This is a genomic window from Amycolatopsis sp. NPDC051758 (assembly GCF_044453095.1).
Lineage (GTDB): Bacteria > Actinomycetota > Actinomycetes > Mycobacteriales > Pseudonocardiaceae > Amycolatopsis.
Genome location: NZ_JBITCJ010000018.1, coordinates 15,423 through 37,594, shown reverse-complemented (window position 1 = coordinate 37,594; position 22,172 = coordinate 15,423). Strand labels below are relative to the sequence as shown.

Genomic DNA, 22,172 nt, shown 5'->3' with positions numbered 1-22,172 from the left:
GCCCACACTCGCCGGGGATACTCGAATCACCCTCGAATACAGGGCGTGGCAAGCGTCCGGAATGGACTAGGCGGGGAAGAAACCCCGCTCCATCGCGACGGTGACCGCCGCCGTGCGGTCGCCGACCTCGAGCTTGGCGAACATCCGCACCAGGTGCGTCTTCACCGTCGTCTCGCTGATGTGCAGCTCGCGGCCGATGTCCGCGTTCGTCAGCCCCCGGGCCACCAGCCGCAGCACCTGGGTTTCGCGCGGGGTCAGCAGTTCCGGTTCGGCCGGCGCCGGCGCCGGGCTGCGCAGGTGGTTCACCAGTTTTGCGACGATCGCCGGCGACAGCACGGTCTCCCCGCCCGCCGCGGCGCGGATCGCCGCCGCCAGCTCTTCGGGGGTCGCGTCCTTGAGGAGGTACCCCGAAGCGCCCGCCTCGACGGCGTGCACGATGTTCTGGTCCGTGTCGTACGTCGTGAGGATCAGCACGCGGCAGCCCGGCACCTCGGCCACGATCCGCGCGGTCGCCGCGACCCCGTCCAGCTCCGGCATCCGCAGGTCCATCAGCACGACGTCCGGCCGGAGCTCGGCGGCCACGGCGACGGCCTCGGCTCCGTCGGCCGCCTCACCGACGACGTCGAAGTCCGCCTCCAGCGCGAGCAGCCCGACCAGGCCCGCGCGCACCACCGGATGGTCGTCGGCGAGCATGATCCGGATGCTCAACAGGTCACCTCGATCGTGATCGTCGTCCCGGAGCCGGGCGTGCTGGACACCGTCATCATGCCGGACACCTGCTCGACCCGCGCGCGCATCCCGGCCAGGCCGAAGCCCGCGGCGCCGCCGGTCACGAAGCCGCGGCCGTTGTCGGAGACCTCCAGCTGCACCGACTTGGCGTGGTAACGCACCCGCACGCGCACCCGTGAGGCCTGGGCGTGCTTGCGCACGTTGGCCAGCGCCTCCTGCACCGCGCGCAGCAGCACCACCTGGACGTCCGTCGACGGCGCCCGCGGCTCGCCGATCACCTCGGCGGTCGCTTCGATGTCCAGCTCCTGCGCCAGCCGGGCGACCACCTTGCCGATGGCCACGTCGAGCGGTGACGCGCTCAGCCCGGCGGGCCCGGACGCGCTGATCACGGCGCGCACTTCGGCCAGGTTGTCCGTTGCCGTCTTCTGCGCCAGCGCGAGCCGCTCGTGCGCCCGCTCCGGGTCGGCCGGGATGGCCGCGTCGGCCGCGCGGATCAGCATCAGCAGGCTGGTCAGGCCCTGCCCGACGGTGTCGTGGATCTCCTGCGCGAGCCGGTAGCGTTCGGACTGGACACCCGCCTCGTGGTAGGACTCGGTCAGTTCACTTCGGACGTTCTCCAGCTCGGCGATCAGCTCACCGCGCCGCCGGTTCTCGGTGAGCAGCTGGGTCACGAAGAACCCCACGAGCAGCGCGAAGAGCCACACCGTCGCGGTCTGCACCGCGACGTCGGAAACCGCGCCCGGCGTCCAGCCGCGCTGGGCGAGGATCAGCGAATCACTCGCCAGGGTGACGGCGAGGCAGGCCCACACCGCGATCCGGATGGGCTGCAGCAGGGCGAACGCCGCGGGCAGGAGCACGTACAACGCGATCGACATCAACCCGTCGACCGCCACCATCCCCAGCGTCCCGGCGAAGGCCAGCGCGAGGAAGAGCCAGCCGTACCCGGCCGGCGCCGTGCCGCCCAGCGCGGGCGCGCCCACGACGACGTAGGCGAGCGCGATGAGCGCGACCACCAGGTAGATGATCCAGGGGTCGCGCTCGTACGCGGCGAGCACGACGAGCACGACCCCCATCAGCGCGAAGGACGCGTGCCACCCCAGCAGGATGCGCAGCAGCCAGCCCTGGCCGCTGGCGTCCTTCTCCGCGGAGGTCACCGGAGCTTTCACCCGTCGTCGCGGCCCTTCCAGCGGAACGTCGTCAGGCACAGCACCAACCCAAGCACGCCGTACCCGGCGAGCACCAGCGCGACCCGCCCGTGCGCCCAGGACAGCCCCGGTTCGTACTGCTGGAAGACGTCCGGCAGGAACACCGACCGCATGCCCTGGCAGAGCCACTTGAGCGGGAACACCGCGGCGATCTTCTGCAGCACGTCGGGCAGCTGGTTGAACGGGATGAACACGCCGGAGATGAACTGCAGGGTGATCACCGGCAGGAACACCATCGCGCCCGCGCTCGCGGCCGGCACCACGCTCGAGTAGGCGAGGCCGAGCAGCGTGCACGCGATGATCCCGAGCACGTAGACCCACACGAACGTCAGCCAGTGTCCTACGTCGGACGGCAGGTGCAGACCGAAGAAGAGGGTGCCGACCCCGAGCAGCACGACCACCTGGCCGAGGCTGGACACCAGCACGACCGCGATCTTGCCCACGAAGTAGGCGCTGCGCGGCATCGGCGTGCCGCGCAGCCGCTTGAGCGTGCCGTTCGCGCGCTCCCCCGCCACCTGCAGCACCATGCTCTGGAACGAGGTCGACAGGATGCCGACCCCGAGCATGCCGGTGACGTAGATCTGCTGGGCGTCGACACCGGTGTCGCCGATCCGGCCCCGGAAGATGCTCGCCAGCAGCACCAGCATGATCACCGGCAGGGCGAAGGTGAAGATCACCTGGCCCTTCTCGCGGAAGAACTGCTTGATCTCCAGCGATCCGCGCGCCAGCCCGATCCGCCACGCGGGCACCGGGAGCCGGATCGTCCGGTCCGCGGCCTTGGTCATCTCACTCACCGGTCGCTCCGATCATGGTCAGGTAGACGTCTTCGAGGGTCGGCCGCCGGACGGCGAGGCCGGGGATGTCGTCGCCGAACCGCGCGGCCAGTTCCAGCACCGTCCGCGTCGGGTTCGGGCTCTCCACCTCGTGCGGGCCTTCGTCGTCGGTCCAGGACACGATCGCCTTGAGCAGGTGCCGCCCGCCCAGCCGCGCCGGCGTGTCGACGTCCACGAGCCCGCCCTTGCTCAGCACGCCGACCCGGTCGGCCAGGTGCTCCGCCTCGTCGAGGTAGTGGGTGGTCAGCAGGATCGTGGTGCCCTCTTCGCGCAGGCTCGCCACCAGGTCCCAGAACTGCCGCCGCACCTCGGGGTCGAAGCCGGTGGTCGGCTCGTCGAGGAAGAGCAGCTCCGGCCGGCCGACCAGGCCGAGCGCCACGTCGAGGCGGCGCCGCTGGCCACCGGACAGCTGCGCGGCCCGCTTCGTCTCGTGGCCGCTCAGCCCGACCGCGTCGATCAGCTCCGCCGGCCGCCGCGCGTCCGGGTAGAACGAGGCGAAGTGCGTGAGCACCTCGAGCACCGTCAGCTGCGCGTAGTCCTGCGAGTCCTGCAGGACGACGCCGACCCGCGTGCGCCAGGCGAGGCTCGCCTTGCCGGGATCCTCGCCGAGCACGTCGATCTCCCCGGCGTCCCGGGTGCGGAAGCCCTCGAGGATTTCGGTCAGCGTCGTCTTGCCGGCGCCGTTCGGCCCGAGCAACGCGAAGATCTCGCCCTGTTCGACATCGAGGTCCACGACGTCGAGCGCCACGGTGTCCCGGTACTTCTTCCGCAGGCCGCGCGCCCTGATCACGGTGTCCTTCAGCATGGCCGCCAGGCTAGCCAGCCCGGGGGCCGCCCGGCGAGGTGCGAACGATCGATCCGCCGTGTCGTCCGTTCGATGGACAAGGCCCCCGCGTGAGCCGCATTGGACGCGCTTTCGAGTTGGCCACCCGACGATCCGGGCTGGGCCGACCCGGACCGAGAGGAGCACCGGTGGAGATCATCGGACGCGGTTTCATGGCCAAGAACCTGCGGGAACACGGCATCGACCATCCGCGCACGGTCATCCTCGCCACCGGCGTCGCGACCACGACAGTGACCTCGCAGGACGACTACGGCAAGGACGCGGTGGGGCTGTACGACACCCTCCGCCGCTGCCGCCGCACCGGCGAGCGGCTGGTGTACCTGTCGACGGCGTCGGGCGCGATGTACGGCGCGGCGGACTGCCCGACCCGTGAGGACGACGTGGTCTTCCCGCCGCTCGCCTACGGCCGGCACAAACTGGCGATGGAGGCCGTGGTCGCCCGGTCCGGTGTGGAGCACCTGATCCTGCGGATGACCAACCTGGTCGGCCACAACCAGCGCGCCCACCAGCTGCTGCCGGCGCTGGTCGCCCAGGTGCGGTCGGGCCGGGTGCGCGTCTACGAGCGCGCGCACCGGGACCTGCTCGACGTCGAGCACGCGATCTCCATGATCGACATCCTGCTGGCGCGCGGGGTGAGCGGACAGGTCGTCAACCTCGGCTCCGGGGTGGCGGTGCCGATCGACGACATCATCCGGCACATCGAAAGCCGGCTCGGCCGGGAGGTCGAACGCGAGTACTGCCCGCAGCCGCCGCGCACGACCTCGGCGGCGCCGGTCTCGCTCGCGAAGCTGACCCGGCTGATCCCCGACGTGGTGACCCGGTTCGGCCTCGGCCCGACGTACTACCAGCGGGTCCTCGACCGCTACCTGACGGCGCCGGTCCTGACCTGACGGGACGGCGGTCCCGGCTGACACCGAAGGGGACTTTCCTCGCATGTGGCGAGAAAAGTCCCCTTCAGCGCATCCAGGTCACCAGTGCGGCGCGCGCGGCATCCACCGCGGGATGCCGCCTTCGGCGTTCCGGCCCTTCTCGAGGAACGCGATGTTGTGGTAGACGTGCATGCCGACCAGCCCGGCCTCGGTCGCCGACGGCTCGCCGGCCCCGTCGCGCTCCTGGTGGTGCAGGTCGTCCAGCAACGTCTTCAGCAGCCCGAGCATCGTCGTGGGCACCCCGAAGTCGCGGTCGTCACCGCCGTAACCGGGCAGGTACGAGGTCCACAGGTCCTCGATCACGTAGAAACCCCCGGTGCGCACGTACGGGAACAACGCCCGGAACGACGTAAGGACGTGTTCGTTGATGTGGCTGCCGTCGTCGATCACGATGTCGAACGGGCCGTGTTCCTTGGCCAGCGCGTCGAGCTGGGCCGGGTCGTTCTGGTCCCCGCGCACCACGGTCAGCCGTGGTCCGGAGAACCGGGACTTGTCGAAGTAGTCGAGCCCGAACACCGACGCCCGCGGGAAGTAGCGTCGCCACATCTTCAGCGAACCGCCCCCGGACTCCTCGTCGTCGTACCCGCCGACGCCGATTTCCAGCAACCGCAGCGGTTCCTCGCGCAGCGGCGCGAAGTGGCGCTCGTAGTGCTGGGTGAACCAGTGGGTCTGGCCCCACTTGTCCGAGCCGTACCGGACGGCCAGCGCGCCCAGGTCCGGCGCCCGCGCCGACAGCGCCGCGGCCAGGGTGGCCGACGCCGCGGCGATGGAGGGCTGTCGCTCGCGGGGCGGGAAGTGCGTGTCCAGCGCGGTCGCCAGCTCGTAGGCCCGGGCGGCCGAAGAGCGCCCGCGCGAGGGACCCCACAGTTCGCCGACCAGGTCCGCGGCGTCGTACCGCAGCCGGACGTCGCAGTCGGGGTGCGCGCCCGGCAGCACGCGCACCGGCTCGCCGGCGCGCAGCACCCACGTGTGGTCCACCGCCTCCCGGCCGTCCGAAACGGACAGTCCGATGTGGATCTCCAGTGGGTTGGCGGGCGGGTCGAGCCGCAGTGTCCACTCGGCCACCGCGAGCTCGGCGACGCGGGCGAGGCCGAGCCGGTCCAGTTCGGCCCGGACCTCGTCCGGACGGCCACCCGCGGCGCGGATCAGGGATTCGATGTCGGGAGTCACAGTTGTCCCTCCAGGGCACGGACGACCTGCGTCACGTGGTCGATGAGGCGGTGGGCGAGAGTGCGGGCCTGCGCGGCGCCGATCGCATCGGTCCGGTACCGCAGCACCCCGCCGACGGCCGGGTGCGGCCACAGCTCCAAGGTGATCTCCGGCAGGGCGTTGCGCGGCGGCACGCGGACCAGCTCGGCCCGCGCGGCACCGAACCGCACCGCCCCCGGGGGCATCTCCTCCTGCAGCAGGTAGGCCTGCAGCAGCGGATGCCGCTGGTGGCCCTCGGGGATCACCGGCATCACCGCGGTGAGCGGCACCAGCGGGGGCCGCATCACCTCCTGCAGCTGCCGCGCGGCCGCCGCGGCGAGCTCGGCCGGGTCGTCGATCCCGGCCGGCGGGCGCATCGGGACCATGCTCGCGAGGCACCCGATGACGTCGCCGGCTTCTTCGGTGAACCGCCCGGTGGTCGGCAGCGCGACCGCCGGTGACGGCTCGCCGGTCAGTTCCCGCAGGAGCAGCACGTAAGCCGCGTAGAAGATGGCCATCACGGTGCCGCCGACCGCGGCGGCGGCCCGGCCGACCGCCGGCAGCAGCACCTCGTCGATGTCGAGGCCGACCTCGGCCGCCGGCCCGCCCCACGGCCGGGGGCCGGGCAGCGGGAAGCGCAGCTCCGGCGCGTCGGCCATGGTCGTCTGCTTGGTGTAGACCGCGAGCGGGTACCGGTCGCGGTACTGCTCCCACTGCTCCGCCGAAACGCGGTAGTAGCTGGCCGGCCACTCGGCCAGGCCGGGCCGCCCGGCGAGGAAGGCGTCGTAGGCGCGGACCAGGTCCGCGGCGAAGACCTGACCGGACCACCCGTCGAACGAGATGTGGTGGATCCCCACGGCGAGCACCGATTCGGTGGCGGACACCGGGTAGTACGCGGCCCGGATGGGGAAGTCGGCGCCCAGGTCGAACGGGCGCATCACCCAGGCGCACGCGTCCCGGACCGCGTCCGCCGTCGTGGCCGCCGGGCGGTCGGTCAGCAACCCGGCCAGTTCGGCGGCCGGGTGGATCCGCACCTTCGGCGTCCGGCCGCCCTCAGCGAAGCGGGCCCGCAGCACCTCGTGCCGGGCGACGACGTGGTCGAGCGCCCGGCCGAGCGCGGCCCGGTCGACGGCGCCGCGTATCCGGTAGATCACCGGCACGACGGCTTCCTCGAGGTGACCGGCCTGCTTCTGGGCGTGCCAGAACTCGGCGACGGTGAACGGGACGTGGTCCGGCTCGTACGCGGTCTCCGGTCCGGGGTCGGTGTGGCCGGCAACGCCGGGCCCGAGGGGCGGCGCCGCGGCCACGGCCGCCGCGATGGCCCGCGGGGTGCGCGCGGCGAGGATGTCGGGCACCACGACCAGCCGGTCGAACAACGCGCCGATCCGCGTGGAGATGCGGATCGCGGTGAGCGAAGTGGCGCCCCGGTCGAAGATGTCGTCGTCGACGCCCACCCGGTAACCGAGCACCTCGGAGGCGACCTCCCGCAGGACGCCCTCGAGCCCCGCGCCGTCGTCGGCGGACGGCACGGACACCGCGCCCGCCGCCGTTTCGGCGAGGGTCCGCTGGTCGAGCTTTCCGTTGGGCAGCACCGGGAACTCCGGTACGGCGAGCACCACGTCCGGGACGAAGCCGGCGGGCAGGACCGCGGCGACGGCCTTGCGCACCAGTTCGGGCGGCACGCCCTCGCCGACGTAGAAGGCGGCCAGGCTGGTCTTCACGGCGCCGTCGAACGGCAGCGGCACCACCACCCCCGCGCCGACCCCCGGCACCGCCTCGACGATCCGCTCGACCTCTTCGGCCTCGATCCGGACCCCGCGGATCTTGAGCTGCCGGTCGCGGCGGCCGACGAACACCAGCTGTCCCGCCTCGTCGAGCCGCGCCAGGTCGCCGGTGAAGTACGCGCGGCGGGGCTTGCCGTCCAGGCTCAGCGTGGCGAACCGCCTCGCCGTCTCGGCTTCGTCGCCGACGTACCCGAAGCACACCCCGTCGCCGACCGTCACGATCTCGCCGGTCCGTCCGGCCGGGACGATCCGGCGGTCCTCGTCGAGCAGGTACACCGAGGTGTTCACCGACGGCGTGCCGATCGGCACCTCGTCGCCGAAGTCCGGGTCCGTGGTCGACCACGCCGTGGTGCTCACCGTGTTCTCCACGGGTCCGTAGGCGTTGACCACCCGCAGGCCGGGATGCGCGCGCAGGCACCGCTTCACGTGGTCGGCCGAGGCCCGCTCACCGCCGACGAACAGGACCCGCGCGCCGGCGAAGCAGTCGACGTCGTCGTCCACCAGCGCGTTGAACAACGTCGCCGCCATCGCGATCAGCGTCACGCCTTCGCCGATCCGCGCCCGGACCTGCGGGCCGCTCAGGTGCCCGCTGTCCTGGAGCACGACGGTGCCGCCCTTGATCAGCGGCACCCACAGCTCGAACGCGAAGACGTCCCACGCCGGGTTCGCCTGCTGGAGCGAGACGATCCGGCCGTCGTGGACGTGGCGCCGGTCCAGTGCGGTGCGGGCGACACCGCTGTGCGGCGCGAGCGCGGCCTTGGGCACCCCGGTGCTGCCGGAGGTGAGGAACACGCAGAACGGTGCCGTGCCGTCCTGTCCGTGGCCGGGGACCGGACCGGCGCCGGCCAGCGCGTCGATGTCCAGAGTGGACACCTCCGCGAACGGTTCCCGGCTCAGCAGCAGCTTCGCGCCGGTTCGCTCGATCAGCTGTCGCACGCGGTCCAGCGGCCAGTCCTCCGGCGCGCACGCGTAGGCGGCGCCGGTCCGCAGCACGCCCAGCAGCACCGCGACCAGCTGTGGGGTGCGCGGCGCCCGCACCGCGACGATGTCACCCGGCCCGATCCCGGCCGCGGCCAGCGCCGAGGCCGCGGAAGCGGCACTCGCCATCAGCTCCGCGTAGGTGACTTCGGTTTCGCGCCACCGCAGCGCCACGGCGTCACCACACCGCTCGGCGGTGCGCGCCACCAGTTCTTCGATGCGCGCGCCGCCGGGATAGGGCTCCCGGGGGCCGTGGAGCACGGACAGCGTCTCTGTGGTCATCTGTTCCTCCTTGACGGCCATCGTCTGCGCCCGGGCTCAAGCGGCGGTCGACGCCGCCTCGCGCAGCGGCAACCCGGCGATGGTGTTCGGCGTCGGCAGTTCGTTCAGCTCGGCGGACAGCTTCCGGGCCCCTTCGTCCAGTGAGCCGGCCAGGACGGCGGCCACCTTTTCGGTCAGGAGATCCGCAAAACCCGCACCGGGGAACACGAAGTCGGCCGCGCCGGCCGCGGCGAGCTGACGGGCGTTGAGGATCAGGTCCGCGCGCTGCGGCACGACGACCTGGGGCACCCCGGCGGCGACCGCCGTCAAGAGGGTGCCGAGCCCGCCCTGGGAGACCACCGCGTCGCAGGTCGGCAGCAAGGCGTGGAACGGCAGTCCCCGCACGACCCGCACGTTCGGCGCGACCGCCTCGACCAGGTCCCCCTCGGCCGCCGGGACGGCGGCCAGCACCTCGACGCCGAGCCCGGCGAGGGCTTCGACGACCCGGCCGGTGACGACCAGCTCCTTGTCGAACCGGCCGTTCGACATGCCCCAGGTGACGCAGACCCGCTTGCCGCGCCGCGGTTCGGTCAGCCAGCGGGGAAGCACGCCGGGGCCGTTGTAGGGCACGTACCGCATGGGCAGCCGGGTCACCTCCGGCACGCCCGGCACCGCCCCGCCCGGCACCACCTGCACGCTCGGCGGGCACGGGTCGATCGTGACCTCTCCCAGTGTTTCCACTCCCGGCAGGCCCCACCGGGCACACAGGTCCGCGAGCGCTTCGTCCTCGAACTCCCGGGTGAGGCACGCGTAGTCGATCCCCCAGGTGTGCCGCACCGCGGGCACGCCGAGCAGGTTCGCCACGATGGGCCCGGCGTACGTCGTCGCCTCGAACACCACCAGGTCCGGCTGCCAGGCGCGGGCGAAGTCGTGGAGCCCGCCGGTCATCGCCTCGGCCGCCGCGACCCCGAGCCAGCAGTTGCGCGGCCCGAACCGGCGCATCTCGGCCCATTCGACGAGTTGCGCGTCGTGCCGCCGCGCACGCTGGACGTACCCGCCCATCATCGCGGCCACGTCGACGTCCGCGCCGACCGCCACCGCGGGCAGGCCGGTCGCCCGCACCGCCGGCACCAGTCCAGGCTGGGTCGCGACGACCACCTCGTGCCCGGCCGCGCGCAACGACCACGCCAGCGGCACCATCGGATAGAGGTGGGTCGTCCAGTTCCACAAGGTGAACATCACCCGCACGTGCCGCTCCCTTTCACCCCGGCCAGTTCCGGCAACCTGGTGACCACTTCGGACAGTCCCGGCTGCGCGGCCGCCTCTTCGGCCAGGCCCGCCGCGGCCTTCTCGTGCGACGCCGAACCGAGCACCCGCGCGACAGCGTCCTCGACGGACTCCGCGGTCGCGGCGTCGAGCGGGACCAGCTCACCCGCGCCGGCGTCCGCGATCGAGCGGGCGTTGAGCACGTGCTCACCGAAGTGCGGCACGCAGACCTGCGGCACACCCGCCGTGACCGCCGACGCGACCGCGCCGGCGCCACCCTGGGAGACGATCAGGTCGCAGCTCGGCAGCAGCAGGTGCAGCGGCAGGTTCTCGGCCACCCCGACGTTCGCCGGGAGCACGCCGAGCCGCTCGCGGTCCCGGGGTGACACCGCGCAGACGACCTCGGCGTCGACTCCGGCGAAGGCGCCCAGCACCTTGTCCACACCGAACGCGCGCTCGCCGAGCACGTGCGCGATCGTGCCCCAGGTGACGCAGATCCGCTTGCGGCGCTTCGGTTCGAGCAGCCAGCGCGGCGCGACGCCGGAGCCGTTGTACGGCAGGTGTCGGGCGAAGACCCGGTGCACGTCGTCGCGGCGCTGCACACTCGGCGGGCACGGGTCCAGCGTCGCCACCCCGAGGACGTCGACGTCCTCGAGGCCGAGCGCGGCCCGGTGTTCGGCCAGCGCCCGCGGCGCGAACCCGGTGAGGTACGAGCTGTAGTCCGCCCCCCAGATCTGGCGCACCGCGGGCACTCCGCACGCGGCCGCGGCGAGCGGCCCGGCGTAGGTGACCGCGTCGAACACCAGGAGGTCGGGGTTCCACCGGCGGACGAGCGCGACCAGGTCGTCCTGCATGACCTTCGCGATGAGCGCGTAGACGGACAGGGGCTGTTCACCGGCGGCGCGCGCGGCATCCCAGTCGGTCAGCTCACCCGCCGCGGCCTCGTCGGCCAGCGGCGAGGCCCAGTAGTACTTCTCGATGATCGGCAGCACGTCGAAGTCGGCGCCGACCGCCACGGCGGGCAGGCCACCGCGTGTCACCCCGGGCACCGCGCCGGGCGGCACCGCCACGAGCACCTCGTGCCCGGCGGCCCGCAGCGACCAGGCGATCGGTGTGAGCCAGAAGTAGTGCGTGGGCCAGGCCCACGACGTCAGCAGCACGCGCACGTCAGCCTCCCACCGCGGCGAGCAGGCCGGCGCCCGCCTCGGCCGGGTCCGGCAACGCACGGGACTGCTCGCGCAGCGAGGCCGCGGCCTCGGTGAACGACGGGTCGTCCAGGAGTTCGGTGAGGACGTCCCGGATCTGCTCGGCGGTCGCGTCGGCCGCGCCGACCCGGGCGCCGGCGCCGGCGCCGACCAGCTGGGCCGCGTTCGTCTCCTGGTCCGGGATGAGCGGCAGGCACACCTGCGGCAGGCCGGCGAGCACGGTGGTGAGGGCGCTGCCCGAACCCCCGGGGTGGACCACCAGGTCGCAGCCCGGCAGCACCAGGTTGAGCGGTTGCATCACGACGGTCTGCCAGGTCTCCGGGTACTCCGGACCGAACGCCTCGGCGCCCGAGGTCGCGAACACGACGTCGAGACCGAGGTCCGCGGCGGCGGCGAAGACGAGTGCGGGCAGCGAGCCGGCCGCGCCGAACTTGCCGCTGGTCGTCCCCCAGGTGACGCACAGCCGGGGGACGTCGCCGCGGCCGCGGAGCCGGCGTTCGTAGACCGCGGTGCCGTTGTAGGGCCGGTAAGCCATCCGCACCGGGGTGTACTCCACTGGGAGCTGCAGGCCCGGCGGGCACGGGTCGAGCGTCGGAGTGTCGCCGCTCACCACACACGCGCCGGCGTCGAGGCGTTCGTACAGCTCGGCGAAGGCGAGTTCCTCGAACATCCGAAGCGGGTAGGTGAAGTCGATTCCCCACAGGTGCCGCACCGAAGGCACGCCGAGGGCGGCGGCGACGGCGGGCGCGGCGTAGGTCGTCGGGTCGTGCACGATGACGTCCGGGCGCCAGCCGCGGGCGAACTCGAGCAGGTCGCCGGCCATGGCGTCGGCGACCGGGACGAACATGTCGAGCGGGGTCCGCCGCTCACGACGGGGTTTTGCGCCATCCATGAAGGACTTCATCCGCGGCGCGAGGTCGACGTCGGCGCCGATCCGGGCCACCGGCAGCCCGGTGCGGGTGGCCACCGGCACCAGCGACGGCGGGCAGGCGAGCACCACCTCGTGCCCGGCGAGCCGGAGCCCCCACGCCGTCGGGACCATCGGGAACAGGTGCGAGGGCCAGGCCCACGACACGAACAGCAAGCGCATGCGGTCTCCTCGGCCGGCGACGGCCGTCGGGTGGGTCACGGGGTGCCGGCCAGCGTGAGCAGCTCGCCGACCGTTTTGTCGAGCGGGGCCTGCGCGGCCACCTCGGACCGCAGCCGGCGGGCGGCGCCGGCGGCCGCCTCGTCGGCGAGGAGCGATTCCAGGGCGGCGCGCACCGGCTCCGGGCCGTCGTCCTCGACCAGGACACCCGCGCCGGTGGCGGCGAGCCGCTCGGCCGGCACGAGATCCGTGAAGTACTCGGGCACCACGACCTGCCGGACGCCGGAGACCACACCGGTCATCATGGATCCGGCGCCCCCGCGGGAGATCAGCACCGCGCTGCCCGGCAGCACCAAGTGCAACGGCAGGTTCTCGACCAGGCGGACGCCGTCGGGCAGGTCCGTGCCGAGCAGGTCCGTGCTCGGCACCGCGACCACGAGGTCGAGGCCCGGCCGCGCGACGGCCGCGACGAGCGCACGCATCCGCCGCGCCGCGGCCGCCCATTCGTCCGGCCCCTTGAACTGCGGGGAGACGCCCCACGTGAGCACCACCCGGGGGTGCCGCGGCTCGGTCCACAGCCAGTCCGGCACGGCGCCGGTCCCGTTGTAGGGCACGTACCTCGTGCGCAGGACCCGGCCGGGCACCTCGACCTGCAGCGACGGCGGGCACGGGTCCACGGTCAGGGTGCCGGCCGAGTCGAAGCCGTCGATCCCCAGTTTCTCGCACAGCTCCGCGAAGGCCAGGCCTTCGAAGGCCCGGGCCGGTGAATGGAAGTCGATGCCCCACAGCACACGCACGTGCGGCAGGCCGAGCTTCGCGGCCACCAGCGGTGCGGCGTAGGTCGTCGGTTCGTAGAGCACCAGATCCGGTTCCCAGCCGCGGCAGAACGCCTCGAGGTCGCCGGCCATGTCCTCGGCGAGCGCGACCGACAGGCCGAGCCGCTTGCCGTTGCCCCGGTTCGGGGCCGGCTCGGGACCCGGCCGGATCGGGCGCATGGCCCGCGCCAGCAACGCCGTGTGGTCACCGCCGCCGCCCACGGACACCGCGGGCAGCCCCGCGCCGGTCACCGCGCCGGTCAGCCGGGGCTGCGTCGCGAACCGGACGTCGTGGCCCGCCGCGCGGAACGCCCACCCGATCGGGACCAGCGGCCGCACGTGAGACGGCCAGGCCCACGAGACCAGCAGCACCCGCACGCCGGTTCACCTCCGCCCAGTAGTGGGGGTCACCGTCGCGAGAGCGGTTGGAGTCCGGGTCAAGGATCGGTGGGCCGGAAGCGGCGGTGAAGCAGGTTCGAGCCGTTCCCGAGGCGGGGACGAGACCGTGCGGGCATGCGAATTCTGTTCTGCACGTGGGCGTGGCCGACGCACTACCAGCCGATGGTGACACTGGGCTGGGCCTTCCGCGCCGCCGGCCACGACGTCCGGGTCGCGAGCCAGCCGTCGCTCGTCCCGGTCATCCAGGCGTCCGGGCTGCCCGCGGTGGCCGTCGGGCGGGACGAGGAGATCGAGCCGGTGGTGGCGAACCTGCTGGCGGCGGACCCCCGGGTGCGGGGCTCGGGCAAGGAGTCCCGCACGGTGTCCGCCTACGCCGGGATCGCGGACAAGATGGCCGGCCCGCTGCTGGCGCTGATGCGGTCCTGGCGCCCGGACCTGGTGGTGTTCGAAGAGAGCACCTACGCCGCGGCACTGGTCGCGAACGCGCTGGGCATTCCCGCCGTACGTCACCTCTGGGGCGTCGACATCCTCTCCTACGTCCGCTCCTTCGAGCCCGCGGCGCTCTCGGCGACCGCGTCCGCACTCGGACTGTCCACAGTGGACGTCTCGGGCGCGGTGACCGTGGACCACTGCCCGCCCGCCCTGCAGGTGCCCGGCGACTTCACCCGGCGGCACATGCGGTACGTCCCGTTCAACGGCGCGACCGTGCTGCCCGCGTGGGCGGCCGAGCCGCGGACCCGGCCGCGGATCTGCGTCACCTACGGCACGACCAGCTCCCAGCTGGCGTTCTACGAATGTGTCATCGACCGGCTCGTGCACGCGGCGGCGGCCCTGCCGGTCGAGGTGGTGGCCACGGTGGCGGGTGACGACCTGGCCGCTCTCGGCCGGGTGCCGGACAACGTGCGGATCGTCGAACGGATCCCGCTGCACACCCTGCTGCCCAGCTGTGATCTGCTGATCTCGCAGGCGGGCCCGAGCACCGCGCTGACCGCGGTGTCCTGCGGAACACCGCAGCTGATGATCCCCCAGCTGCCGGACCAGCGCCTCATCGCGACCCTGGTGTCGGCGGCGGGCGCGGGGATCAAGCTGGAGCTCGGCGAGGCGGACACCGAGGCGGTCCGGACCGCGGCGGCCACGATCCTCGGCGACGCGGCGTACCGCGAAGCCGCGGCCGGGCTGGCGCGGGAGAGCCGCGCCCAGCCCAGCCCGGCTGAGATCGTCGACGGGCTTGTCGCCTTGGCGGGCTGAGCGCGGGCGTTTCAGGTTGTCTGCCGCGTCGTTTTGCTGCGGCCGTTCTCTGCCGCGGCCGTTCTCTGCCGCGGCCGTTCTCTGCCGCGGCCGGGCGGGTCCGACCTCCCCCGCCCCTCCGGTTGGAGTTTCAGCCAGCGGCCAGGTTTGTCAAGGCGGGAAAGCGTGCCTTGACAAACCCGACCGCCGGCTGAAGGGACGGCTGGGATGAGGGGCGGGGGAGGCCTGGTGACGTCGTGGTCTGCTTGCGTCGCCGGCCATCGGTTCACCTCGCCATGGATGTCGATTCGAGCCCTGCGGCGAGGATCCTGGCCCGAGCCCGGACCAGGATCCTTGCGGCGGTGGCAACCAACGGCGCAGAGGGCACTCAGCCCAGCACGGCCCGCTGGAACGCCCGCAGCCCGAACCAGCCCACGCCGGCCGTGCCGCCCAGGAGCACCACCAGCACGACCCAGGCCGACAGGTGCGGCACGTCCGGCGTCAACGCCGCGCGCAGCGCCTCGCTCAGGTACACCACCGGGTTCGCGAGGACCACGATCTGCAGCCAGCGCACCGAGCCCAGCGCCGCCCACGGGTAGTACACGCACCCGAGCATCATCAAGGGGATCATGATGATGCTGAACAGCACGTTCACCTGCGCGGGCTCCACCACCGAGCCGAGCAGCAGCCCGAGGGCGGCCGAGAACACCGAGCCGAGCAGCAGCATCAGCACCAGCAGCGGCCAGTCCGAATAGGACAGATCCGGGGCCTGGCCCGGCGCGTGCAGGAAGGTCACGATCGGCAGCACCAGCACCGCCGCGAACAACGACTGCACCGCACCGCTGACGATCCGCTCCACCCCCACCGCCCACACCGGGACCGGCGTGAGCAGCCGGTCCTGGATGGACTTCGGGTAGGACAGCTCGGTGATCAGCGGCACGGTCACGCCGAGCAGCCCGGCGAACAGCATCGAATTGGCGAGGATGCCCGGGGCCAGCACGGTGCCCGAGGTCCCGCCGATCCCCCCGGAGATCGAGGGCAGCACGTAGGAGAACACGAACACCGTCAGCAGCGGCTGGACCAGCACCCGCCCGAGCAGCCCGCCGAGCTGCTTGCGGAACACGACGTAGACGTCCCGCGCGAGGAAGGCGAGGAACACCCGGGCCGGGGACACCGCCGGTGTCCTGATCGTGGTCATGCCCGGTACGCCCTTCCGGTCAAGGTGAGAAACGCGCTTTCCAGGCTGGGCCGGGTCGTGCTCACGTCGAGCAGCCGCCGGCCCGCCGTGGCGCCCAGGGAGACCAGCTCCGCGATCAAGCCGTCGGTCTCCGCCGCGGACACCCGCACCGAATCGCCGTCCCGCACCACCGGCAGCGAGCCGAAGTCCATTCCGGACACCGGCCCGTCGTAGGTCGCGGTCACCACCGAAACCCCGCCCGCGGAGGCGATCAGCGCCGACACCTCGTCGCACACGAGCACCCGCCCGCCGTCGATGATCGCCGCCCGGCGGCAGAACCGCTCGGCCTCTTCGATGTTGTGCGTGGTGAGCACGATCGTCTGGCCCGACCCGTGCAGCTCGCCGAGCACGTCCCAGACGTTGACCCGGCTGTGCGGGTCGATCCCGGAGGTGGGCTCGTCGAGGAAGAGGATCTCCGGGCGCTGCACCAGCGCCCGCGCGATCATCATCCGGCGCAGCTGCCCGCCGGAGAGCTGGTAGAACATCGCGTCCCGGCGGTCACCGAGGCCGAACTGCTCCAGCAGCTCGCCCGCGCGCACCCGCGCCGCCGCGCGGGTGCAGCCCCAGTACCGGGCCCGGTAGCGCAGGTTCTCCTCGACGGTCAGCTCCCGGTCGACCGAGTTGGTCTGGCTGACCAGGCTGATCCGCCGGCGCACCTGCACCGGCTCGCGCACCGTGTCGAAGCCGGCGATGCGCACGCTGCCGGAAGTGGGTTGCACCAGCGTGGTCAGCATGCCGATCGTGGTCGACTTCCCGGCGCCGTTCGGGCCGAGCAGGCCGAAGAACTCCCCCGCGCGCACGTCGAGGTCGATCCCGGCGACCGCCTCGACCGGGCCGCGCTTGGCCGGGTAGACCTTCCGCAGCCCCGTCGCCGTCACGACGGAAGCCGTCCGCCCGGCCACGACGGGCCGGGCGGGCGTTCGCAGTCCCGCCATCACACGGGCTTGCGCAGCACGAGCGACTGGCTCATCACCGGGTACATCCCGGAGATCAGCACCTCCGGCAGCGACTTCACCACGTGCTCGAAGTCGAACTCCGGCGTGCCGAGCAGCTCCCGCGGGTCACCGATCACCAGCTCCAGCCCGCTCGCCTCGATCAGCGCGCCGACGTCCTGGTTGATGCCCCACATGTTCTGCTCCAGCACCCCGAACGGCTTGAGGTCGAGGAACGCGTCCACCGTCAGGACCAGCTTGCCGCCCGGCTTCAGCAGCCGCGCGCTCGCCCGCACGATGTCGGCGCCCTCAGCCAGGTCCACGTGCTCCAGCACGGACAGGCACAGCACCCGGTCGAACGACTCCGGCTCGAGGTCCGCGTCCTGCAGGCGGGCCGCGACCAGCCGGACGTCGGTCCCGAAGGTGGTGTTGAGCAGCCCGTGCTCACGCGGCGACAGCGGCAGGTAACCCGGGTCGGTCCAGACGTTGTAGTCCTCACGCGCCGACGGGTCGACGTTGACCACCGAGCAGCCTTCGAGCGCGGCGACGAACTGCAGGCCGCTCAGCCCGCTGCCGACGTCGAGCACCTGCATGCCCGGGGTGAACTCGGCGACGGCGAACGCCCACGGGTACTCGTGCACCCGCGTGCCGCTCGCGTACTGGAAGGCGAACGGGCCGTACTCCGGGTTCGCCGGCTCGGCCAGCGCCTCCAGGGGCCGCTGCTGCGGCCGCTTGCCCTCGGCGAGCAGCCGTGCGGACCGGTGTCCGTAGGGCGCACCCCACTTCTCGTTCCAGGCTGCGAACTCGGCGGGAAGATCCTTGCGTGCCAGCATGGTTCACCTCTCAGACGGCGGCGTGCTCGCGTGCGGCCAGACGTTCCAGCACCGGCACGATCTCGGTGGGCGCGGGCTGGGCGTTGGCCTCGTCGGCCAGCCGCCGGGCGTCGTCGCGCCACTTGGGGTTCTCGAGCAGGTCGGTGACCAGCCCGCGGACGGTGTCGGGCCCGGCGTCCTCGGGCAGCAGCACCGCGGCCGCCCCGGTCGGCGCCAGCTGGTTCGCCACGAACGCCTGGTCGGGGAACTGCGGCACGATGAGCTGCGGGACACCGTTGACGACCCCGGTCATCGTGGTCCCGTTGCCACCCTGGTGGATCATCAGGTCGCAGCTGGGCAGCAGCAGGTGCAGCGGCAGCGCGTCGACCACCCGGATGCCGTCGGGGATCGGGCCGAGGTGTTCGCGGTGCGAAGGCGCGACTGTGACGACGACCTCGGCGTCGATCCCGGCGACCGCCTCCAGCATCTGCCCGGCCAGCACCAGGTTCGGGTTCACCTTCGCCAGGGTGGTGCCCCAGGTGATGCAGACCCGGCGCCGGGACGGCGGCTCCAGCAGCCACTGCGGCACCTCGGCCGGCCCGTTGTAGGCGATGTAGCGCATGAGCTGCTTGGGGTAGTCCGTCGGGAGCTGGATGCTCGGCGGGCACGGGTCGACCGTGAGCGTCCCCTGTGGACTGAACTCGGTGACGCCGAAGCGTTCGGCGAGCGGGCGCAGGACCACCGGCTCGATGTCCCGGCCGCGGTAGGCGATGTCCGGCGCCATCAGCACCCGCACGTTCGGCACCCCGACCGCGGCGGCGGCGATCGGCCCGGCGTAGGTGGTCGGGCCGTGCACGACCAGGTCCGGCTCCCAGGCGCGGGCGAACTCGACCAGCCCGTCGACCATGGTCTCGGCGATGTCGACGAACATCTGCAGCGCGCGTTCGCCCTTGGGTTTGCGCAGCTGCTTCCACAGCTCGACGGTCGCCGGCGCGTCCCGGTCGATGTGCATGGTGTCGCGGGTCAGCTGGCTGAAGTCGCAGTCCTCGCCGACTTCGACGGCGGGCTGGCCGGACATGGTGATCGCCTCGGCGAGCGCGGGCGGACCGGCGACCCGGATCTCGTGCCCCGCGTTGCGCAGCGCCCAGGCCAGCGGAACCATCGGATAGTAGTGCGGGGGCCACGCCCACGCGGAGAACAGCACGCGCATTCGCGTACTTCCTTTCTGAGACACCGGATGATGCTGAACCTGGCAGCCGGGCTTGGGGCACTGCTGGAGGATCGGTCACCTCCCGGCGAGGGACCGCAGCTCCCCGACGAGGTCGGCGGGGGCCGGCCGGTCCTCGTTCTCCAGCCGTGCCCGGCGCGCCACCGCCGCGAAGCCGTCCCGCTGCAGCACGTCGAACACCGCGCCGGCGACCGCCGCCGGGCTGAACTCCGCGGCGGCCAGCGCGCGGCCCGCCCCCGCGGCCTCGAGCCGCCGCGCGATCGCCAGGTGGTCCGGCAGCTGCCCGACGGCGACCTGGGGCAGCCCGGCGGCGAGCCCGGTGAGGACACTGCCCGCCCCGCCCTGGGACACCAGCACGTCGCAGTGCGCGAGGACCTGGTCGAGCGGCGGGTCGACGAACACCGACACGTTGGGCGGCAGCTCGCCGAGCAGCGCGCGCTGCCGCGCCGAGATCGCCAGCACGACGTTGACGTCCAGTTCGGCCACCGCGCGGGCGGTCTCCCCCGCGAGGAAGTACTGCGGGCCGAGCAGTTCCATCGTGTGGCCCCAGGTGACGCAGACCCGGGGCCGCGACACCGGGCCGAGGATCACCTCGGCCCGTTCCGGGCCTGAACACGGCAGGTAACGCACCAGCCGCCGGGGCAGGTTGCCCGGTGCGTGCAGGCACGACGGGGTCGGGTCGATCGTGGTGCCGCCGAGCGGGTCGACCGGCCCGACCCCGAGCCGTCCCCCGATCGGCTCCAGGAGGCCGGGCAGGAACCGGGCGGCGCCCGCCACCAGGTCGGGCCCGTAGAGGTGGCGGACCGACGGGATCCCGAGCGCGGCCGCCACCAGCGGCCCGGCGAACGCCGTCGGTTCGGCGATCACCAGGTCGGGCCGCCAGGCCTGGGCGAACCGCACGGCGTCGGCGGCCATCTCGCCGGCCAGCCGGGCGAACAGCTTCAGCGCCCGCGGCACCCCGTCGGCCGGCGGTCTCGGCGCGTCCTGCCCTTCGGTGGGCAGGACGAACTTCCGGAACTCCGGCAGGACGTCGAGGTCGGGACCCGCCGCGACCGCGGTCAGCCCGAGCTCGGTGATCGCCGGTCCGAGCGCGGGCTGCCCGAGCACTCTGACCTCGTGCCCGGCTCCGCGCAATGCCCACGCGAGCGGGGCGACCGGATGCAGGTGGGAGCGCCAGCCCCACATGACGAACAGCACGCGCAGCGCCCTCGGCCGCCGGCCGCCAGTGCTCACACTTCCTCCCGCACGTCACGTCCGCGGCATCCTTGCCCGCGGGAGCGATCGATCATGACGCCACCGGACCAAGCCGCCGTCGGGCCGCACTGGATTCGCCGTCCAGCCGCCCGCTCGCGAGCCGGGGTCGAGCGGGTCTATAGCCGCCATCGCGACACTTCGGCAGCTTTTCGACAACCCGCTCTCGAGCGCAGGGGATACGACATGGTCGACTCAGCGAGATCGCTCCTGCTGGAGCAGGTCCGCGGCTACCACGACGCACAGCTCCCCGGGCCGGCGAAGTTCGTCCCCGGCGAGACGCCGATCCTGTCCTCGGGCGCGGTGCTGGACGCCGACGACCGGGTGGCGCTGGTCGGAGCCGCGCTGGACCTCCGGATCGCCTCCGGGGGGCTCGCGGCGAAGTTCGAGTCGTCGTTCGCCCGGACCCTCAAGCGACGCAAGGCGTTGCTGACCAACTCGGGCTCGTCGGCGAACCTGCTGGCGATCAGCGCGCTGTGCGCGCCCCAGCTCGGCGACGACCGGCTCAAACCCGGCGACGAGGTGATCACCGTCGCGGCCGGGTTCCCGACCACGGTGAACCCGATCCTGCAGCACGGCCTCGTCCCGGTGTTCGTCGACATCGAGCTCGGCACCTACAACACGACGGCCGAACGGGTCGAGGCCGCGTTCTCACCGCGCACCCGCGCGATCATGATCGCGCACACCCTCGGCAACCCCTTCCCGGTCGCCGAGATCGCCGAGCTCGCCGAGCAGCACGGGTGCTACCTGATCGAGGACAACTGCGACGCCGTCGGCTCGACCTACGGCGGCCGGCCGACCGGGACGTTCGGCCAGTTCGCCACCGTGTCCTTCTACCCGGCGCACCACCTGACCATGGGCGAGGGCGGCTGCCTGCTGACGTCGGACCTGAAACTGGCCCGGCTGGCGAGGTCCCTGCGCGACTGGGGCCGCGACTGCTGGTGCGAGCCCGGCGAAGACGACCGCTGCCTGCGGCGGTTCGACTTCTCCCTGGGGACGCTGCCACCGGGCTACGACCACAAGTACGTGTTCTCCCAGCTCGGGTACAACCTCAAGAGCACGGACCTGCAGGCCGCGCTGGGGCTGAGCCAGCTGGCGAAGCTGCCCGCCTTCGTCGAGGCGAGGAAGCAGAACTGGCAGCAGTTGCGCGAAGGCCTCGACGGCTTGCCCGGCCTGCAGCTGCCCGAGCCGACCCCGGGCAGCGACCCGAGCTGGTTCGGGTTCGTGATCACGGTGCGCCCGGATGCGGGCTTCACCGCCGGCGAGGTGATCGCCCATTTGGAGGCCAACGCGATCCGGACCCGGCGGCTGTTCGCCGGCAACCTCACCCGGCACCCGGCCTACCTCGACCGGCCCCACCGCATCTCCGGCTCGCTGGTCAACAGCGACATCGTCGCCGAGCGGACGTTCTGGATCGGCGTCTACCCCGGCATCACCCCGGAAATGATCGAGTTCGTCATCGGCACGCTCAAGGAGTTCGTCGCCACCCACTGAACGGGCCCCCACCCGGCGCCTCTCGGACACCTCGGTGTTCCGAGAGGCGCTTTTCATTTTTCACCACGGACGGGGAACTTAAGATAGAATTGATATTCGCGGTAATCTTCCCCCACGGCAGACACCCCGAGTGCATTCCTATTCACCACTCGTCAAGCACGTGTAAATCCGGATGAATCGGATCTACCGGTAATCCCGGTCGAATACGTGCGAACCCGCCAGACTCCCCGTCTCCGCTGCTCACCGGACCGCCCCGGACCCGCCGCAGGTCGTTGGACCTCCCCCAACCAACGTTCGGCCGTCCTCGGGAAATCTTGACACCGACACATGTGCGGAATACTGTCAGCCGCAGGTGCAAGAGCACGATATCTGGGGTGGGTGCCGCCTTTTGCGCCAACTGGGGATGTAGATCGGCTATTTCGCCGTTGTGCGCGATAGTCCATTCACCATCCGCGGTTCGCCCGTTCT

Annotated in this window: 18 protein-coding genes; 3 read left to right on the top strand and 15 right to left on the bottom strand. The window is 72.4% G+C overall.

From position 1 onward, the window contains the following. Nucleotides 1–66 precede the first annotated feature (66 nt). Genes ACIA5G_RS49030 through ACIA5G_RS49015 form a run of 4 tightly spaced genes read right to left on the bottom strand, consistent with a single transcriptional unit; the run spans nt 67 to nt 3,572 of the window. Nucleotides 67–708 carry a response regulator gene (locus ACIA5G_RS49030; RefSeq protein ID WP_395936557.1) on the bottom strand — a complete coding sequence of 214 codons (642 nt, stop codon included), beginning with the start codon at nt 706–708 and terminating at the stop codon, nt 67–69. Then, entirely contained in the window at nt 705–1,883 is a 1,179-nt protein-coding gene (locus tag ACIA5G_RS49025; protein ID WP_395936555.1) for a sensor histidine kinase, read from the bottom strand. Before ACIA5G_RS49025 ends, ACIA5G_RS49030 begins: the two co-directional genes overlap by 4 nt. Nucleotides 1,884–1,891: 8 nt before the next feature. Further along, a complete protein-coding gene (locus tag ACIA5G_RS49020; protein WP_395936714.1) occupies nt 1,892–2,719 on the bottom strand; it encodes an ABC transporter permease in 828 nt (275 codons plus the stop codon). A gap of 1 nt (nt 2,720) precedes the next feature. Next, complete coding sequence (locus tag ACIA5G_RS49015; protein WP_395936553.1) at nt 2,721–3,572, bottom strand: ABC transporter ATP-binding protein; 852 nt, start codon at nt 3,570–3,572, stop codon at nt 2,721–2,723. Between the two features lie 167 nt (nt 3,573–3,739). Between ACIA5G_RS49015 and ACIA5G_RS49010 the strand changes: the two genes are divergently transcribed. Then, nucleotides 3,740–4,501: an NAD-dependent epimerase/dehydratase family protein gene (locus ACIA5G_RS49010; RefSeq protein WP_395936551.1), complete on the top strand. Its 762-nt coding sequence runs from the start codon at nt 3,740–3,742 to the stop codon at nt 4,499–4,501. A gap of 78 nt (nt 4,502–4,579) precedes the next feature. Here ACIA5G_RS49010 and ACIA5G_RS49005 read toward each other — a convergent pair whose 3' ends face one another. The 6 genes from ACIA5G_RS49005 to ACIA5G_RS48980 are packed head-to-tail and all read right to left on the bottom strand — an operon-like array spanning nt 4,580 to nt 13,502. After that, on the bottom strand, nt 4,580–5,710 hold the full coding sequence (locus ACIA5G_RS49005; protein ID WP_395936549.1) for a class I SAM-dependent methyltransferase: 1,131 nt from the start codon (nt 5,708–5,710) through the stop codon (nt 4,580–4,582). After that, nucleotides 5,707–8,772 (bottom strand): AMP-binding protein, encoded by a 3,066-nt coding sequence (locus ACIA5G_RS49000; RefSeq protein WP_395936547.1) that lies wholly within the window; start codon nt 8,770–8,772, stop codon nt 5,707–5,709. Before ACIA5G_RS49000 ends, ACIA5G_RS49005 begins: the two co-directional genes overlap by 4 nt. 36 nt (nt 8,773–8,808) lie before the next feature. After that, entirely contained in the window at nt 8,809–9,990 is a 1,182-nt protein-coding gene (locus ACIA5G_RS48995) for a nucleotide disphospho-sugar-binding domain-containing protein (protein ID WP_395936712.1), read from the bottom strand. Beyond that, nucleotides 9,990–11,183, bottom strand: coding sequence for a nucleotide disphospho-sugar-binding domain-containing protein (locus ACIA5G_RS48990; protein ID WP_395936545.1), 1,194 nt, complete (start codon nt 11,181–11,183; stop codon nt 9,990–9,992). Before ACIA5G_RS48990 ends, ACIA5G_RS48995 begins: the two co-directional genes overlap by 1 nt. A 1-nt stretch (nt 11,184) precedes the next feature. Then, nucleotides 11,185–12,312: a glycosyltransferase gene (locus ACIA5G_RS48985; RefSeq protein ID WP_395936543.1), complete on the bottom strand. Its 1,128-nt coding sequence runs from the start codon at nt 12,310–12,312 to the stop codon at nt 11,185–11,187. Nucleotides 12,313–12,347: 35 nt separating this feature from the next. Beyond that, nucleotides 12,348–13,502, bottom strand: coding sequence for a nucleotide disphospho-sugar-binding domain-containing protein (locus ACIA5G_RS48980; protein ID WP_395936541.1), 1,155 nt, complete (start codon nt 13,500–13,502; stop codon nt 12,348–12,350). Nucleotides 13,503–13,637: 135 nt separating this feature from the next. Here ACIA5G_RS48980 and ACIA5G_RS48975 point away from each other — a divergent pair, with 135 nt between their 5' ends. Next, nucleotides 13,638–14,771: a glycosyltransferase gene (locus ACIA5G_RS48975; RefSeq protein ID WP_395936539.1), complete on the top strand. Its 1,134-nt coding sequence runs from the start codon at nt 13,638–13,640 to the stop codon at nt 14,769–14,771. A gap of 367 nt (nt 14,772–15,138) precedes the next feature. Here ACIA5G_RS48975 and ACIA5G_RS48970 read toward each other — a convergent pair whose 3' ends face one another. The 5 genes from ACIA5G_RS48970 to ACIA5G_RS48950 form a co-directional block, all read right to left on the bottom strand. After that, complete coding sequence (locus ACIA5G_RS48970; RefSeq protein WP_395936537.1) at nt 15,139–15,948, bottom strand: ABC transporter permease; 810 nt, start codon at nt 15,946–15,948, stop codon at nt 15,139–15,141. Then, nucleotides 15,945–16,922 carry an ABC transporter ATP-binding protein gene (locus ACIA5G_RS48965; RefSeq protein WP_395936535.1) on the bottom strand — a complete coding sequence of 326 codons (978 nt, stop codon included), beginning with the start codon at nt 16,920–16,922 and terminating at the stop codon, nt 15,945–15,947. The genes ACIA5G_RS48970 and ACIA5G_RS48965 overlap by 4 nt, the downstream gene beginning before the upstream one ends. After that, nucleotides 16,922–17,752 (bottom strand): class I SAM-dependent methyltransferase, encoded by an 831-nt coding sequence (locus tag ACIA5G_RS48960; protein ID WP_395936533.1) that lies wholly within the window; start codon nt 17,750–17,752, stop codon nt 16,922–16,924. The genes ACIA5G_RS48965 and ACIA5G_RS48960 overlap by 1 nt, the downstream gene beginning before the upstream one ends. 10 nt (nt 17,753–17,762) lie before the next feature. Then, the gene (locus tag ACIA5G_RS48955) at nt 17,763–18,941 is read right to left on the bottom strand and encodes a nucleotide disphospho-sugar-binding domain-containing protein (protein ID WP_395936531.1); all 1,179 of its coding nucleotides are present in this window, start codon (nt 18,939–18,941) and stop codon (nt 17,763–17,765) included. Between the two features lie 75 nt (nt 18,942–19,016). After that, nucleotides 19,017–20,192, bottom strand: a complete 1,176-nt coding sequence (locus ACIA5G_RS48950; protein ID WP_395936529.1) for a nucleotide disphospho-sugar-binding domain-containing protein — start codon at nt 20,190–20,192, stop codon at nt 19,017–19,019. A 204-nt stretch (nt 20,193–20,396) separates the two neighbouring features. Between ACIA5G_RS48950 and rfbH the strand changes: the two genes are divergently transcribed. Further along, the gene (gene rfbH, locus ACIA5G_RS48945) at nt 20,397–21,704 is read left to right on the top strand and encodes a lipopolysaccharide biosynthesis protein RfbH (RefSeq protein ID WP_395936527.1); all 1,308 of its coding nucleotides are present in this window, start codon (nt 20,397–20,399) and stop codon (nt 21,702–21,704) included. Nucleotides 21,705–22,172: the final 468 nt, after the last annotated feature.

What these genes read in the sequence shown, in the direction of transcription:
- ACIA5G_RS48975 (WP_395936539.1), top strand. Translation starts at nt 13,638, where the DNA reads ATGCGAATTCTGTTCTGCACGTGGGCGTGGCCGACGCACTACCAGCCG.
- ACIA5G_RS48995 (WP_395936712.1), bottom strand. Translation starts at nt 9,990, where the DNA reads ATGTTCACCTTGTGGAACTGGACGACCCACCTCTATCCGATGGTGCCG.
- ACIA5G_RS49015 (WP_395936553.1), bottom strand. Translation starts at nt 3,572, where the DNA reads ATGCTGAAGGACACCGTGATCAGGGCGCGCGGCCTGCGGAAGAAGTAC.
- rfbH (WP_395936527.1), top strand. Translation starts at nt 20,397, where the DNA reads ATGGTCGACTCAGCGAGATCGCTCCTGCTGGAGCAGGTCCGCGGCTAC.
- ACIA5G_RS48960 (WP_395936533.1), bottom strand. Translation starts at nt 17,752, where the DNA reads ATGCTGGCACGCAAGGATCTTCCCGCCGAGTTCGCAGCCTGGAACGAG.
- ACIA5G_RS48985 (WP_395936543.1), bottom strand. Translation starts at nt 12,312, where the DNA reads ATGCGCTTGCTGTTCGTGTCGTGGGCCTGGCCCTCGCACCTGTTCCCG.
- ACIA5G_RS49020 (WP_395936714.1), bottom strand. Translation starts at nt 2,719, where the DNA reads ATGACCAAGGCCGCGGACCGGACGATCCGGCTCCCGGTGCCCGCGTGG.
- ACIA5G_RS48955 (WP_395936531.1), bottom strand. Translation starts at nt 18,941, where the DNA reads ATGCGCGTGCTGTTCTCCGCGTGGGCGTGGCCCCCGCACTACTATCCG.
- ACIA5G_RS49000 (WP_395936547.1), bottom strand. Translation starts at nt 8,772, where the DNA reads ATGACCACAGAGACGCTGTCCGTGCTCCACGGCCCCCGGGAGCCCTAT.
- ACIA5G_RS48965 (WP_395936535.1), bottom strand. Translation starts at nt 16,922, where the DNA reads ATGGCGGGACTGCGAACGCCCGCCCGGCCCGTCGTGGCCGGGCGGACG.
- ACIA5G_RS48970 (WP_395936537.1), bottom strand. Translation starts at nt 15,948, where the DNA reads ATGACCACGATCAGGACACCGGCGGTGTCCCCGGCCCGGGTGTTCCTC.